General features: G+C 36.3%; 13 protein-coding genes. 11 read left to right on the top strand and 2 right to left on the bottom strand.

The window, feature by feature from the left end; all coding sequences use genetic code 11:
- The first annotated feature begins 12 nt into the window (after positions 1-12).
- The 4 genes from H6W52_RS11020 to H6W52_RS11005 all read left to right on the top strand — a co-directional run bounded on the left by H6W52_RS11020 (position 13) and on the right by H6W52_RS11005 (position 3,191).
- Positions 13-1,038: a glutaminyl-peptide cyclotransferase gene (locus tag H6W52_RS11020; RefSeq protein WP_116098609.1), complete on the top strand. Its 1,026-nt coding sequence runs from the start codon at positions 13-15 to the stop codon at positions 1,036-1,038.
- Between the two features lie 88 nt (positions 1,039-1,126).
- Complete coding sequence (locus H6W52_RS11015) at positions 1,127-2,104, top strand: hypothetical protein (protein WP_116098610.1); 978 nt, start codon at positions 1,127-1,129, stop codon at positions 2,102-2,104.
- Positions 2,105-2,137: 33 nt separating this feature from the next.
- A complete protein-coding gene (locus H6W52_RS11010) occupies positions 2,138-2,752 on the top strand; it encodes a deoxynucleoside kinase (protein ID WP_076394463.1) in 615 nt (204 codons plus the stop codon).
- Positions 2,753-2,840: 88 nt separating this feature from the next.
- Positions 2,841-3,191: an ArsC/Spx/MgsR family protein gene (locus H6W52_RS11005; RefSeq protein WP_116098611.1), complete on the top strand. Its 351-nt coding sequence runs from the start codon at positions 2,841-2,843 to the stop codon at positions 3,189-3,191.
- A 56-nt stretch (positions 3,192-3,247) separates the two neighbouring features.
- Here the strand turns inward: H6W52_RS11005 and H6W52_RS11000 are convergent, their stop codons facing one another.
- Positions 3,248-3,553, bottom strand: a complete 306-nt coding sequence (locus H6W52_RS11000; protein ID WP_087706271.1) for a DUF493 family protein — start codon at positions 3,551-3,553, stop codon at positions 3,248-3,250.
- 40 nt (positions 3,554-3,593) lie between these two features.
- Positions 3,594-4,271 carry a DUF4197 family protein gene (locus H6W52_RS10995; RefSeq protein ID WP_116098612.1) on the bottom strand — a complete coding sequence of 226 codons (678 nt, stop codon included), beginning with the start codon at positions 4,269-4,271 and terminating at the stop codon, positions 3,594-3,596.
- A 450-nt stretch (positions 4,272-4,721) separates the two neighbouring features.
- On the opposite strand from H6W52_RS10995, the gene H6W52_RS10990 reads away from it, so the two are divergent.
- From H6W52_RS10990 to bglX, 7 genes are all read left to right on the top strand, one after another.
- Positions 4,722-7,538: a SusC/RagA family TonB-linked outer membrane protein gene (locus tag H6W52_RS10990; RefSeq protein WP_116098638.1), complete on the top strand. Its 2,817-nt coding sequence runs from the start codon at positions 4,722-4,724 to the stop codon at positions 7,536-7,538.
- A 10-nt stretch (positions 7,539-7,548) separates the two neighbouring features.
- Positions 7,549-9,012, top strand: a complete 1,464-nt coding sequence (locus H6W52_RS10985; protein ID WP_116098639.1) for a RagB/SusD family nutrient uptake outer membrane protein — start codon at positions 7,549-7,551, stop codon at positions 9,010-9,012.
- Positions 9,013-9,028: 16 nt separating this feature from the next.
- Complete coding sequence (locus H6W52_RS10980; RefSeq protein ID WP_157967250.1) at positions 9,029-10,012, top strand: LamG-like jellyroll fold domain-containing protein; 984 nt, start codon at positions 9,029-9,031, stop codon at positions 10,010-10,012.
- 43 nt (positions 10,013-10,055) lie between these two features.
- Positions 10,056-11,456 carry a glucoamylase family protein gene (locus tag H6W52_RS10975; protein WP_116098614.1) on the top strand — a complete coding sequence of 467 codons (1,401 nt, stop codon included), beginning with the start codon at positions 10,056-10,058 and terminating at the stop codon, positions 11,454-11,456.
- A 13-nt stretch (positions 11,457-11,469) separates the two neighbouring features.
- Positions 11,470-12,858: a glucoamylase family protein gene (locus tag H6W52_RS10970; protein WP_116098615.1), complete on the top strand. Its 1,389-nt coding sequence runs from the start codon at positions 11,470-11,472 to the stop codon at positions 12,856-12,858.
- Positions 12,859-13,020: 162 nt separating this feature from the next.
- Complete coding sequence (locus tag H6W52_RS10965) at positions 13,021-13,728, top strand: prolyl oligopeptidase family serine peptidase (protein WP_116098640.1); 708 nt, start codon at positions 13,021-13,023, stop codon at positions 13,726-13,728.
- Between the two features lie 176 nt (positions 13,729-13,904).
- The gene (bglX, locus tag H6W52_RS10960) at positions 13,905-16,232 is read left to right on the top strand and encodes a beta-glucosidase BglX (RefSeq protein ID WP_116098616.1); all 2,328 of its coding nucleotides are present in this window, start codon (positions 13,905-13,907) and stop codon (positions 16,230-16,232) included.
- Positions 16,233-16,261: the final 29 nt, after the last annotated feature.

The raw sequence follows: 16,261 nt of genomic DNA, 5'->3' as shown, positions 1-16,261 counted from the left end.
AAAAAACTTAAAGTGAAGAAAAGCCTGATCGCGGGTTTTGCAGCAGCTTTGCTGTTGATGTCCTGTAAAAACGATAAAAAAATCCTTGATTCTTTGGCGGATTATAACAATGCGATGGAAGAGAAGGGATATCATTTTGGTGATAAGTTGAATCTTCCGCAGGAAGTTACGGAAAATGCAGAAAGTATTTCCATAAGTTTCGGAAATAAGGAAACCTCAGATTTAACGATTGATCCGAAGTTTTTTGCGTATGGCGAGAATGAAGTAACATTTAATATTAAAACGAAGGGCGGAGAAATTTTAAATCAGGATGCCACCATCAACGTTTTTACCAAAAATCCTGAAGCCAATATTCCTTTTGAAATTGTAGCAGAATATCCTCATGATCCGAACAATTTTGTGGAAGGTTTTCTCATAGAAGGAAATACGGTTTATGAAAGTGATGGGCTGGAAAAAGCTTCACAATTAATAAAATATACTTTGGGAAGTACGGCTCCGGCGCAGACTGAAAAACAGCCCGCCGATATTTTCTCCGAAGGAATTGCCATTGCCGGAGATAAAATTTATCAGTTGACCTATCAAAATAAAATCGGATTTGTTTACGATAAAAATACGTTAAAGAAAATCTCGGAATTTCCTTTGCCGAATGAATTCGGAGAAGGTTGGGGAATGACCTATGACGGGAAAAATCTTATCGCAGACACCGGTTCGAATAAACTGTATTTTCTGGATGTAAATAATCCTTCCAAAGTGGTGAAAACGGTTTCTGTGGGCGGAAATAAAGAAATTTACAATCAGATCAACGAGCTGGAATATCACAACGGATTTATTTATGCCAATATCTGGCATCAGCCTTATATTTTAAAGATCAATCCTCAAACCGGAGAAACCGTAGGGAAATTTGATTTTACAAAGATCACGGAAGAATATACTCAGAATAACAGCGAACACGTTCTTAACGGAATCGCCTTCAAAGGAGATCATATGTTGGTAACAGGTAAAAACTGGTCGAAAATTTACGAAGTTGCGATTAAATAAGTTAAAATGAACCGCAATTTCTGTTGAAATAAATAAAAGCAGTAAATTGGTAGCGTTCCTTTCCGGAGCGCTATCTTAGTAAAAGAATTTGAAATTATTATCCTTCATATTTGTATTGGTTTTCTGCTCGTTATCCGCGCAGAAAGCCCTTCCTTTAGACACGCTGAAACTGAAGGAAGCAAAAGACATGCTTGCCGACGATTACGGAAATCTGTACATCTATAAAAACAAAGATTTCAGCTTTACCAAATACGATTCCTTAGGAAAGCAGATCGGAAAGATGATGCTTACGGTTCCTTATAAAGTGCAGACGGTACAAAATCCGTTAAGCGTTCCTTTGTTTTCTGAGAATGCTCAGGAAATGAAATTTGTAGATCAGAATCTTAACGAAATCCAAAAGGTCGATTTTAAGCAGAAATTTGGCTTTATCAAAATGGCTTATGCGGAAGATCTTCAACAGCTCTGGTTGTTGGATGAGAGTACAAAACGCCTTATTCAGTATAATTTCAGAAACGAAACGACGATTAATTCTTATCCTTTCGATGCCGCAATTGATGATTTAACGGATCTTTTGGTGTATGAAAGCAAGGTGTATATTTTAACGAGAAAATACATCCGTGTGTATTCATTAAAGTTTGAAAAGCTTTTTGAAGCACCTCTGGAAAACGGAAAACGTTTCAGACGGGAGAATGAATTTATACTGGTGATTACCAATAATTCTATTTTAAAGTACATTCCGGAAAAAGAAATGGTGAAAATCTTTGAAGATCCGGATGCGCAGATTGTGGATAAAAATACACTGTCTTATTTTGAAATAAAAGCTAATAAACTTTACCTTTACAGCCTTGAAAAAAACAGGGAGTCCAAACCACAAACGGAGCCTGATCCTAAACAGAAAGCTGCGGAACAGGAAGAAGAAAAATCAATAGAAAAAGTGGCGGAACCCGATAGTCCTGAAGGAAAACTGGAAAAGAAAAATCAGGAAATTGAAAGCAAAAATCCTGCGGAAAGTTCTCTTGAGAAGCTTCTTGAAGATACTTCCCAGATTCAGGCTGCCGGAATTTAGATCTTTATTAAATTAAAATATACTAGGGAAAATATGCACATTGCAGTTACAGGAAATATTGGAGCAGGAAAAACCACGTTAACCACAATGCTTTCTAAACATTACGGTTGGGATGCCCAGTTTGAAGATGTAGATCATAATCCTTATCTGGAGGATTTTTACGCAGATATGAGCAAGTGGAGTTTCGCGCTTCAGATCTATTTTTTGGGAAGCAGATTCAGACAGGTAAAAGAGATCAGGGAAAGCGGGAAAAATATTATTCAGGATCGTACGATTTATGAAGATGCACACATTTTTGCAGAAAACCTGAACGATATGAATCTTCTTTCGGATCGCGATTTTAAAAACTACGAATCTGTTTTCAATCTGATGAAATCTTTCGTTTCTGCGCCGGATTTATTAATTTACCTTAAATCTGACGTACCGAATCTGGTAAAGAAAATTTATAAAAGAGGAAGAGAGTACGAAGCATCAATCAGCATCGAATATCTTTCAAAACTGAATCAGAAATACGAAAAATGGATCTCCAATTATACGGAAGGCAAACTTTTGATTATTGAAGTGGATGATCTTGATTTTGTAGAAAAGCCTGAAGATTTCGGATTTATTTTAGAGAAAATCGAAGCGGAACTAAACGGTTTGTTTTAACAAACTTTTATCATACATTAAAGCAGGAATCGTTTTATTTCTTTCTAAATTTGCTAAAGAAACAGCTAATTTTTAAATATAAATAATCATGTTGGTGAAGGTTTTACATAATGGAAATTGTTCAAAATCGAATGCGGTTTTGGAATACCTCGACGAAAACGGAGTTCCGTTTGAGATCATCAACATCGTTGAAGATCCGCTGAGTGAGCAGGAAATTAAAACGGTTTTAAAAAAACTGAATCAGAGTGTTTTTCACATCATCAGAAAAACCGATAAATTGTATCTGGAAAATTTCGCAGACAAAAATTTATCTGAAGAAGAATGGATCAAAGTTCTGGCTGAAAATCCGTCCCTGATCCAGAGACCGATTATTATTAAAGGTTCTGTAGCGATGCTCGGAAGACCAATTGAAAATGTGAAGTACTTTATCGAGAAATAAAAACTTCTTTGAAAAATATACTAAAAAAAGTCAGCCGTAAAGCTGACTTTTTGTTTTTATAAAAGAATGACGCCTTCTATTTTTGCGACTTCCTGATAAATGGTTACCACCTGATCTGCATCTAAAACGAATGCATTAATATTGCAGGCTGTGTATTTTCCGTTTTTACTTTCGCGGTTTCCCAGTGTAAATTTGATTCCGTCGAAAACCTTATAAATCTCTGTAAGTTTTGCCTGATCGGTAGGAATAATAAATTTAAATAAATAATCTTCCGGAAAATCGTGATGACCTTCCAGTTTTTCCCTCAAAGAGTTGTAAAAATCTTCAGGGTTTGCGTGTTGATTTCCTTGTAATATATCCATCTGCTTTTTAAAAATCTATATAAATATAGTTAAAATTTTTCTATTTCCCAAGCGGTCCCAGAAGCGACTTGGAATTTTGGACTTCATAATCTTCAATGATGTTGAAAATCCCGTTCACAAGCTGTTCGGAAGCTAATTGACTTAATCCTCCCGAATTTACAGAAGTTTTGTTTCCACCCAGAAGACTTCCCAGTAAATTGCTTCCCGATAATGCGGTGTTGATGCTTTTCACAATTCCGTATTGGTTAAGCTGCTCTTCAACTTTTGGGGTAATTGCGGCAATAAGCTGTTGGGAAGTTTTTTCTTTCAGAATTAAAGTTGCTGTTCCTTTCTCCCCCTGAATAATTCTTGTGACATCATTTGCATTAAGGCTGTTAACAGCATTCACAAGGATTGGTTTTGAAATGTTTACGGTGTAAACTGCCGCATCTGCAATATAAGCTCTTTCTTTTGCAACCAGAGACGGCGCAATTTTTTCCAGCATTGAGTTGATGTCTCTAAGCTGCTTCGGAAGAGCTTTATCCACCATATTGTTCTGCAGAAAAGCATCTCTGTTGCTGTATACATTAACTCCTTTATCGATTCCGTTTAAAAGAAGTCTCTTAATAATCGATAATCCAAGATCAGACGTTGCCAAAGTTGTGCAGGACTGCATGGTTGTATTGATAACTGCTCCGGTTCCTATCAGAAGAGCCGCCGCGATAATATATTTTTTCATTGATATTGATTAAACGTTAATGATTGTCAAATACTGAACCAAATTTATGACAGTAGAATTAGTTTAACAAATTTTATTACTCATATTGTTAAATTGATGATATAACAAAATAAAATCTGAATTTGTGGAGTTATAGTTGTTAAGATATTTATTATAAGTAAATAAGACGAAAATTTTTAATTGAATATTATTCCTTTAAAATTGAGAAATATTTAATAATTGAATTTATATTGAGCAATTTAGTAATTATAATCAATTATTAAATGTCTTTCTGTAAATATCAAATATTAACAGAATGATAAAAAATTTAAGTATAATTAACATTGTTGAAGATATTTTTATAATTTTGACTAATGTCTTTTATTGAGAATATATTATTTTCCTGTAAAAAGACAGTCGGAAGTGAAGCTTCCGATCTCAGAACTGATTGTACGAATAAAATTAAACTATATGAAACAAAGTGATTTAAAGTATTCATGTCTCATTGCGGTTTTATACTTCGGTATGAATGTCAATGCGCAAACTACTCCAAAAGATACTGTTCCGAAGGAGCAGAAGATCGAGGAAGTAGTGATGATTGGTTATGGTAGTAGGAAAAAAGTTGATAATACAGCTGCCATAAGTTCCATTAACGCTGAGGAAGTAAGCAAGACTAAAGTTCTTAATCCAACACAGGCAATTCAAGGAAAAGCTGCGGGGGTACAAGTCTCTGCATCAGATCTACCGGGATCAACACCTTCTATTGTAATAAGAGGTTTGGGTACTGCATTAGGAGGAAGAGAACCTCTATATGTTGTCGACGGAATGATGGTTGGAGGTATTTCAAACATAAATACCAATGATATCTTAACTTACGATGTTCTTAAGGATGCTTCTGCTTTAGCAATTTATGGAAATAGGGGAGCAAATGGAGTTGTTATCATAACAACAAAAAGTGGTAGAGGTAAAGGGATTTCTGTAGAATATGATGGATTTATTGGAGTAAGAACGCCTCTTAAAAAAGTAAAAATGGCGGGAAGTAATCTTTTTGCCTATTATACAAATACAGCTCTCGCCAATACTAAATTTTCTCAGGATCAGCCTGTAAATACAGATTGGTTTGATGAGATTACAAGAGTAGGGATTTATAATCAGCATAATGTTTCAATTTCCGGTGCATCGGAGAATGCTAAATATTTCTTCAGTGCGAGTAACTATGATGAAAAATCAATACTTAAAGGAACGGACTATAACAGAACAACAGTAAGAACCAATAACGAGTTCAAAATTGCAAAAGGAGTTGTATTAACACAGACATTAAGTGCAGCATTTTTCAATGTTACACCAAAACCTTTGAGTGCTTTTACAGCGGCTTACAAGCAGTCACCTATCGTTCCGGTGTATTTTGGTACAGGGCAATACGGGGTTTCTTTTGTAGGGACTAACGGTTTTGCTTCTACAAGTGGTTCATCATTTAACAATGTTGGGAATCCTGTTGCACAGTTGAATTTCTTTAATCAAAAAAATAATGATTTTCAGTTACAGGGAAGTGTCAAATTAGATGTAGATTTGTTTAAAGGACTTAAATATACGGGACAATTTTCTGGACAATACAATAATTCAAAAAGTTATAACTATACACCAACAAGACAAATTTGGTTAGCTAATGATCCAACAAGAACTCTAGTACAGTATAATTCTTCAGATCCAATTAACACTTTAACTAATAATAGATCTAACGATTTTAACTACTCTGTTACAAATTATTTGACATACAATAGAAAATTTGGTGTACATGATATTGAAGCAACATTAGGTACAGAACTTACAGTTTTTACTGGAGCCGAATCTGTAGCTTACACTAGAAATAATGTATTGGAGAATAGTAACTATTGGAATCTGGACGGAACCAATTATGCAGGTAATAATTTAGCAACTTTAAACTCTGTTAAAGCAAACGACGCGAGAACCTTATCATACTTTGCTAGAGCACAATACAAGTTAATGAATAAATACTTGTTAACAGCAACTGTACGAAGAGACGGTTCTTCTCAATTTGTTAAAGATAAAAGATGGGGAACCTTTCCTTCTTTTGGAGCAGGATGGGTTGTGTCCGAGGAGAATTTCTTAAAAGATGTGTCTTTTCTTAATCTTCTGAAAATTAGAGGAGGTTGGGGTAAGTTAGGAAATCAAAATGTTCCTCTAAATTTTCTTCCATTTGCAACTGGACAGAATTATAATTATTATTTCAATGGCATAGCAAACAATGGGGGAACTACATTAGTAAGATATTTTGATCCTAATTTATCTTGGGAAATTGTTAAAGGAAGTAATATTGGATTAGATTTTGAAATGTTAGATAGACGGTTAACAGGTACTATTGACTTATATAAAAAAGTAACAGATAATTTGATTCTTCAAGCAACACCAATTAGTACAACAGGTCTTTCTGAAGCAGGTTATTCACATTTAGGACAGGTAACAAACAAAGGAATCGAAGTATCTTTAGGATGGGGGGATAGAATAGGGCAGGATTTTTCTTATTCAATTAATGCTAATTATTCATTTAATAAAAATACACTTGATAAGCTAGGTGACGAAAATGTAAATGATATTAACGGAGGAAGCTTAGGTAATGGACAATGGACAAAGCTGTTATCCGAAAAGACTTTAGGTCAAGCCCTTGGTAGTTTTTATTTATGGGAAGTTGCTGGTTATGATGCCAACGGAAATTTTATTTATGTAGATACAGATGGCGATGGTAAAACAGGAGCAGCAGATGCTGATGACAGAAAATTCTTTGGATCATATATTCCTAAGTCTACTTTGGGCATTAATATTAACCTGAGATATAAAAATATTGATCTTTCAGTTAATGGCTATGGTGCTTTTGGCTTTAAAGTATATAATGGAAAAAAAGCACAGAGATTTTCCGGAGAAAATATTGAGTATGATGTTGCAAGCAATTTTTGGACACCTACCAATACTTCAGCAGAAAATCCGGCTCCATTTAATTCCGTACCTATTGCATCAAATTACTACTTAGAATCTGGTGATTTTTTCAGAGTAAATAATATTACTTTAGGATATAATATAGATACAAAATTAAAGTCTGTTAAAACAATACGTCTGTATGTAAACGCTATTAACCCTTTTATTAGCCAGAAATTTTCTGGTTTTACTTCTGAATTGCCTGGTGATAATAATCCTTATGGAAGTGCTGGGATTGAATTAGATGCTTATCCAACGGTAAGATCTTTTGTATTTGGCGTAAATGTTAAATTTTAAAATTAAAGTAATGAATAAAAAAATATTAATATTATCTGCTATAGCTTTATCAGGATTGTTTCTGAATAGTTGTAATGATGAATTAGAAGTTGCACCTACTGCTAGTGTTTCAACTCAAGACTTATCTCTTTATAATAATGACGAAGGAGCCAAAAGTTTTGTGACAGCAGTTTATGCAAAATTTTTAGATTGGGATATGAGTACCTTCTCGTGGATAGGTATTTCAAGTATTATTTCTGATGATGCAGATAAAGGATCATCTCCTGGAGATTCAGGATCAGACAAAGATTTATTGGATGCTTTAAATATTACACCTACTACAGGCTCTTTTAATGAAGTTTGGAAAGCAAATTATAATGGAATTAACAGAGCAAATCAAGCTTTAAAGTTTATTCCAATGTTAGATCAGGCAAATCCACAGCTTAGAAACAGATTAATTGGAGAAGCAAAATTCTTAAGAGCTTTTATGTATTTTACTTTGGTTAAAGGATGGGGTGGAGTTCCCATTGTAGACCGAATTGCGGATTCAAATAATGAAGAAGATCGCAAAATGCTTTTGACAAGAAGATCAAAAGATGAGGTTTATGCATTTATTGTAAAAGATTTAGAAGATGCTATAGCAGCTTTACCGGCAAAAAGTGCGTATACAGGAGCCGATGTCGGTAGGGCAAGTAAGGGCGCTGCTTATGCACTATTAGCAAAAGTTTATTTATACCAAAAGAACTGGCAGAAAGTTTCAGAAAATTGTGATCAAGTGGTAGGTTATTCCTTGACCACAAATTTTCAGGATATTTATAAAGTATCTGGAGAAAATAATGCAGAATCTATTTTTGAAATTCAAGGTTATGGTGGTGCATCTATGCCAGGAATCCAGCAGTATTCTCAAGTTCAGGGAGCTAGAGGAGCTGGTGGATGGGGATGGGGATTTAATACACCTTCTCAAAGTTTAGTTGATGCCTATAATACTGCAGGTGACAATGTAAGACGGAATGCAACAATTATTTTTAGAAATTCTACACTATATGACGGTCGAGTTGTGCCGGCTACAGTAGAAAATCCTTATTATAACTACAAAGCGTATTCTTCTGCATTTACAGGTTCAGATGATTCGGATGCAAATATCAGATATTTAAGATTTTCTGAAGTATTACTAATGAAAGCTGAAGCATTAAATGAATTAGGGCAAACTGCTAATGCGGCTAGTTACCTAAATCAAGTGAGAACAAGGGTCGGTCTTCCAAATACCACTGCAACAACACAGTTGGCGATGAGAGTCGCTATCTGGAATGAAAGAAGATTAGAATTGGCTTTCGAACACGATCGTTGGTTTGATCTTGTAAGAACTGGACAGGCACAGGCGGCGATGACAGCTAATGGTAAAACATTTGTTGTGGGAAGACATGAGTTATTTCCGATTCCACAAGCTTTTATTGATGAGTCAAAAGGAATGTCACAGCAAAATCCAGGTTATTAATTTTAAAAATATCAAAATGAGAAATAAAAATTTTATAAAATATATTGGTGCATTATCTTTATTAAGTGCTGTTACAATAAGTTGCGAAGATAGTATCGATAAAGATAATCCTGCGATACCCTACGCTTCTATCGGGGGATATCAGAGTTCAGATGATATCGCTTCAGGAAATTTGATTGCTAAGCTCAGTTTTGAGAATAATTTGAATGATAAAATTAATAATATCACAGGACAAATGCCCGTAGGTATTGCATATGCTACTGGAGCAAAGGGAATGGCTTATAATGGATCATCCACAGTTATGAGATATTCTGTTGCTAATGCTTCAAATGCCATTACCGGAATTAATGGCAGTTTTACACTTGCTTTTTGGTTAAAAAGTGATGGTACTGTTGATCCTGCCACACCAGGTCAGGGTAAAGGTGCTCAAGGTATATTCTCTATTGTACGCCCGACAGAGTTTTGGGGAGGAATTAATTTATTTATAGAAAATCCAAATGCCTCTAAACCAGATAGAATTAGACTTAAATTAGGTGTTGAAACCAGTAATTCAAGTGTTGCTTGGAAAGGTCAGAGCGTGATAGCTAATCTTGATGGTTATAAAGGTAAATGGGTTCATGTAGTTTTTGCTTATGACGCAGCAACAAGTAAATGTTATGTTTATCAAAATGGTGAAGCCGCTAAAAATTTAGATGGATTTGCATATTCTCCAGCTGGAGGAGAACTTGGAGGTGCTGCAACTTGGTATGCAAATGATCCAGGAGGTGCTACTAATCCAAATAATGCAGCAGGGTATGGTAATTTTTTAATGGCAGGAACTAATGGAAAAGTTGTCTTTGGTTCACATCAGTTTGAAACAGTTCCTCCATTAAACAATGGTTCGCAACAGGATTGGGCAACTAGTTTTGCTGGGCAGCTAGATGAATTCAGAATGTATAATATTGCTCTAAAAGCTTCAGATGTAATAGCTTTATATAAGCTTGAAAAGGATAATAGATAATTATTAAAGAGCCTTTTAAAGGCTCTTTTTTATATATTTGAATATGAGAAAATTTATAATTACAACATTATTCATAGGATTGTTAATCAATTCATGTTCTTCAGAAGATTCATCACCGAGTTCAGGAACACCTATTGGAGGCAATACAGAAACTCCCACCAACAACTACACCGATGCACAACTCATCGAAATGGTACAAAAAGATGCTTTAAAGTATTTTTGGGATTACGCCGAATCGGGATCAAAATTAGCAAGAGAACGATATCATACCGATAATCCTTCTCAGGATGCAAATATTGTGACAACTGGAGGTTCAGGTTTTGGACTCATGACTATTTTAGTGGGTATTAAAAACGGATATATTTCCAGAGCAGAAGCGGTTTCAAGATTAGCAACTTCTCTTAATTTCCTTCAGAATGCCAATCGTTTTCACGGAGCATGGCCGCATTGGATCAATGGAACCAACGGTCAGGTTGTACCTTTCAGTCAGAAAGATAACGGAGGAGATTTGGTTGAAACTTCATTTCTTGCGCAGGGACTGATCTGTGTGAGAGAATATTTTAAAAACTCTTCAGATGCTTCAGAACTGGCAATTTCTCAAAAAGCCGATGCGCTATGGAAAGGAATTGAATGGAACTGGTATACGCAAAATCCCGCAGCTCCCAATATGCTTACGTGGCATTGGTCTCCCAATTACGATTGGCAGATGAATATGCCGTTAAGAGGTTTTGATGAAACATTAATTACCTATATCATGGCTGCTGCATCTCCAAATTACTCAATCGATAAACCTGTTTATCAGCAGGGATGGGCCAGAAGCGGAAGTATAAAAAATACAGGATCTCAGTTTGGATTACCTGTTGTAGTCAATCATAACGGCGCAAATGGCACGGTAGGTCCGATGTTTTGGTCGCATTATTCATTTTTAGGACTGGATCCGAGAGGCTTGTCCGATGAATATGTAAATTATGGCGATGCCACAACCAATCATGCTAAAATAATGTATCAGTATTGCGTTGCCAATCCAAAAGGATGGCAGGGTTATAATTCGAAAAGTTGGGGGCTTACTGCAAGTTATTCCAGAAATCCGAGTACAGGAGGAGACGATTACGCTGCACATCAGCCAAATAACGATTTAGGAATTATTTCTCCTACAGCAGCATTATCGAGTATGCCTTACACACCTGCAGAAAGTATGAATATGCTAAGATTTCTGTATAATGAAAATTATAATAAATATGTAGGTGTAGCGGGACCTTATGATGCTTATTCTGTTCATTATAATTGGGTTACGCCAAGATATTTAGCAATAGATCAGGGAACGATTGCACCAATGGTAGAAAATTATAAAAGCCAGTTTTTATGGCAGTTATTTATGAATGCGCCCGATATTAAGCAGGGATTAATAAAATTAGGATTCCATTCTACACAGTATGGATTTTAAACAAAATTAAATTATGAAAAGGATAATACTTTCAGTCATCACTATATCATCACTCTCGGTTTCGTGTAAGAACTCACAGACTTCCATGCAGGAAGCATCAAAAGTTCAGATTGTAAAAAGCAATATCACAGACGAGCAGTTAATGGATAAGGTGCAAAAAGATGCTTTAAAGTATTTTTGGGATTATGCAGAGCCCAATTCAATGTTGGGAAGAGAACGCTATCACGAAGATAATATCTATCCGGATAATGATAAACATGTTGTGACGACAGGAGGATCAGGATTTGGATTGGCAACCATTTTAGTCGGCGTAGAAAGAGGATTTATCCCAAGAAAAGATGCGGTGAAAAGATTGACTACCATGATGGATTTTCTTGCAAAAGCAGATCGTCATAAAGGAGCCTGGTCACACTGGATCAATGGTGAAACTGGAAAAACAGTGCCGTTCGGCAAAAAAGACAATGGAGGAGATCTGGTAGAAACCGCTTTTTTAACTTCAGGAATTTTAATGGTTCGCGAATATTTTAAAAACGGAAATACTGAAGAAAAAGCTTTAGCCAAAAAATGTGACGAGCTTTGGAAAGGCATCCAATGGAACTGGTACACAAAAGGAGGGCAGAAAGTCCTTTACTGGCATTGGTCACCCGATTATCAGTGGGAAATGAACTTCCCGTTGGAAGGCTACAACGAATGTTTAATTACCTATATTTTAGCCGCTTCGTCACCTACTTATCCGATCGATGCCGAAACCTACTACAAAGGCTGGACAAGAAACGGAACTTACCTTTCAGATAAAGAAAAATATGGTCTTCCAATGTATGTAAAACACAATGGAGCAGCAGAATATGGAGGGCCTCTATTTTGGGCGCATTATTCCTATATCGGTCTGGATCCGACGAACTTATCCGATAAATTAATCAAAAACTATTTTGATTTAAATAAAAATCAGGTTCTTATTGATTATAAATATTGCGTTGAAAATCCCAAAAACTGGAAAGGATATGGACCCAATTATTGGGGATTAACAGCCAGTTATTCAAGAAATGAGGACGGAAGCGCAGGATATGATGCACATTTTCCGCAAAATGACCGTGGTGTAATTACTCCTACTGCGGCGTTGAGTAGTTTTCCGTATTCTCCAAAAGAATCAATGGATTTTTTAAGATTTATTTACACTCAAAAACCTGAATTTATTGGCTCAGCCGGACCTTACGATGCAACGTCTATTCATTACAATAACTGGACAACGCCGAGATATCTCGCGATCGATCAGGGAACGATCGCTCCAATGATAGAAAATTACAGAACCGGATTTTTGTGGAAATTATTCATGAATGCACCCGAAATTCAGCAGGGATTAAAGAAATTAAGCTTCAAATCAGAAAAATACCATATTAAATAATTTTTCAGAAGCTGTTTCCCGCTTTCCGCACTCGCTATTTTAGGGTTTCGGCGGGGGCGGAGCCGCCGCCGGAACCCTAAAATGAGCTCAGACAAATGCTGCAATCGGGGCTATTAAAAAAGAATGGTTAAATTAGAATATCCAAAACATACAAATTCTGATATGAAATATAAACTAAAATACGCTTTGTTGCTGCCGTTTTTATTTTCTGTAAAAGCAAATGCTCAGGAAATAAAAGCAGAGCTCAACAAAGAAGTAAAAAGACAGGAAAAAATATCTTACATTCTGGATTTTCCTCAGAATACAAAAGGAAACGTTCCGCTTATTGTTTTTCTTCACGGTTCCGGAGAAAGAGGCAATAATTTGGAAATCGTAAAAGCGCACAGTCCGTTTACCTATAAAAACTTAATAAAAGAACCGGTGGCAATTTTAGCACCTCAATGTCCTGAAAATATGTGGTGGGATACCGTTACCGTATATAATTTGATCAAAGAAATTCAGTCAAAATATAAAGTGGATTCTTCAAGAATTTACCTTACCGGACTTTCAATGGGAGGTTGGGGAACACTGAAACTTGCAATGGAACATCCCGAAATGTTTGCGGCGGTCGTTCCGGTTTGCGCGCCTACCGACAGAGTAATGTACGCAAACATCCATCAGTACAAAAATCTGAATATGAAAATCTTTCATGGCGGAATGGATGATGTTGTTTTACCGGAAAATGCATTTAATTTTTATCAGGCACTGCATCCTGTAAATCCCTCTGCCGAATTGACAATTTTTCCAAATGACAACCATAATTCTTGGGATTCTACCTATTCCAATCCTAAATTATACGAATGGATGCTGTCAAAAAGAAAAGAGAAATAATTTAGTATAAATCGTTAAACGAAAAGTGTTTGCTGAATGAATAGTTCATACTTTTACCTTATAGAATTACCTTCGCAAACAGAAAATAGGCAGGATAATTAAAAAAAACTTTTCGACTTTTCGTTTAGATAAACAAAAAATTAAAAATAGAACTATAATTAAAAGAAGATAGAGTTATGAAAAAGTTAATTGTAATCGCCACTTTAGCATTGGCTCCTGTATTTTCGGCACAGGAAATGATAACGAAGCCCGTTCAGTCTTATCAGACGGCTCAATATCAGGCTAAAAAGAAAGCTTTTGTGGATAATCTTTTGTCGAAAATGACTTTAGATGAAAAAATCGGACAGCTTAATTTACCAAGTTCAGGCGATTTTACAACCGGTTTGGCTAAAAGTTCAGACATCGGAAAAAAAATCGAACAGGGTTTAGTCGGAGGACTTTTCAATATAAAAGGAGCAGATAAAATCAGAGCCGTTCAGAAAGTGGCAGTGGAAAACAGCCGTCTTAAAATTCCATTGATTTTCGGAATGGACGTCATCCACGGTTACGAAACAACTTTCCCGATTCCATTAGGATTAGCCGCTTCATGGGACATGAATTTAGTTCAGCAGTCGGCAAGAGTTGCCGCTAAAGAAGCAGCTTCCGACGGAATCAACTGGACATTCTCGCCAATGGTGGATATTTCCCGTGAACCAAGATGGGGAAGAGTTTCTGAAGGTTCCGGTGAAGACCCATATTTAGGAAGTGAAATTGCAAAAAATATGGTCTATGGTTATCAGGGAAAAGACCTTGCCAATGGAACCAATATTCTGGCTTGCGTTAAACATTTCGCCCTGTACGGAGCAGGTGAAGCAGGAAGAGACTACAACACAGTGGATATGAGTCACGTAAGAATGTTCAACGAATATTTTCCGCCCTACAAAGCAGCAGTAGATGCAGGAGTAGCTTCTGTAATGGCTTCTTTCAACGAAGTGGACGGAGTTCCGGCAACAGGAAACAGATGGCTGCAAACCGAAGTTTTAAGAAACAAATGGAACTTCAAAGGTTTCGTAGTGACCGATTATACCGGAATCAATGAAATGGTAGATCACGGGATGGGAAATCTTCAGGAAGTTTCCGCATTGGCTTTAAAAGCAGGTATTGATATGGATATGGTAGGTGAAGGATTTTTAACGACGTTAAAAAAATCTTTAGCAGAAGGAAAAGTGACTCAAGCTGAGATCGATATGGCAGCAAAGAGAATTCTTGAAGCGAAATACGACTTAGGTTTGTTTTCGGATCCATATAAATTCGGAGATGCAAAACTGGCTGCAAAAGAGGTGTACAATATGGAAAACCGAAACATTGCCAGAAATGCAGCAGCACAGTCTATGGTTTTGATGAAAAACGACAATCAGGTTTTGCCTTTGAAAAAATCAGGAACTGTTGCCGTAATCGGACCATTGGTAAATAACTCTCTGAACATGGCAGGAACATGGAGCGTTGCAGCAAAACATGAGAAAGCCGTTAATCTGATGCAGGGATTACAGGAAAACTTCGGTAAAGAAGTGAAATTCCTTTCTGCAAAAGGAGCAAATATTGATTATGATGCAAAACTGGAAGATATCTATGCAGCGCACGGTAAAAAAACCGACAGAGACAACCGTTCAAAAGAAGCTTTATTAAAAGAAGCGGTAGATGTTGCCAATAAATCCGATGTTATTGTTCTGGCAATCGGAGAATCTGCTGAAATGAGCGGAGAATCGTCTTCAAGAACAGAAATTACCATTCCTCAGTCTCAGGTAGATCTTTTAAATGAACTAAAAAAGACAGGAAAGCCAATTGCAGTAATTCTTTTCACAGGTCGTCCTTTAGCCTTAACAAACATTAAAGATACTCCGGATGCAATTCTTAATGTCTGGTTTGCAGGTTCCGAATCAGGAAATGCAATCTCTGATGTGCTGTTCGGAAAAGTAAATCCATCAGGAAAATTGCCGATGACTTTCCCAAGAAGTTTAGGGCAGGTTCCAATCTATTACAATGCTAAAAATACAGGACGCCCGTTAGATCAGAAGCTGGTTGATAAATGTGAATACCAGAGATTCCGTTCCAATTATATGGATGAGTGTAACACGCCGTTGTATCCTTTCGGTTATGGGTTAAGTTACACAAAATTCAATTATTCTGATGTTACAGTTTCCAATGCTAATCCAAAAGGAAATCAGACCATTCAGGCATCTGTTACTGTAACGAATACCGGAAATTATGATGGAGCGGAGGTCGTTCAGCTTTATATCAGAGATATGGTAGGAAGCATTACAAGACCCGTAAAAGAACTGAAAGGCTTCCAGAAAGTAATGTTGAAAAAAGGGGAATCTAAAAAAGTTACCTTCGATATTACTCAGGAAAACCTGAAATTCTACAACGGAGATCTGAAATACGACTGGGAACCGGGTGAATTTGATATCATGATCGGAACCAACTCATCCGATGTGAAACATTCCAAAATTAACTGGACAAAATAAATTTTTATAAGCCGCTCACAATGAGTGGC

It is taken from the genome of Chryseobacterium sp. C2(2020) (assembly GCF_014218915.1).
GTDB classification, from domain to species: domain Bacteria; phylum Bacteroidota; class Bacteroidia; order Flavobacteriales; family Weeksellaceae; genus Chryseobacterium; species Chryseobacterium mucoviscidosis.
Note: the sequence above shows the minus strand (reverse complement) of the source record. Positions and strands in the feature narration are given on the sequence as shown.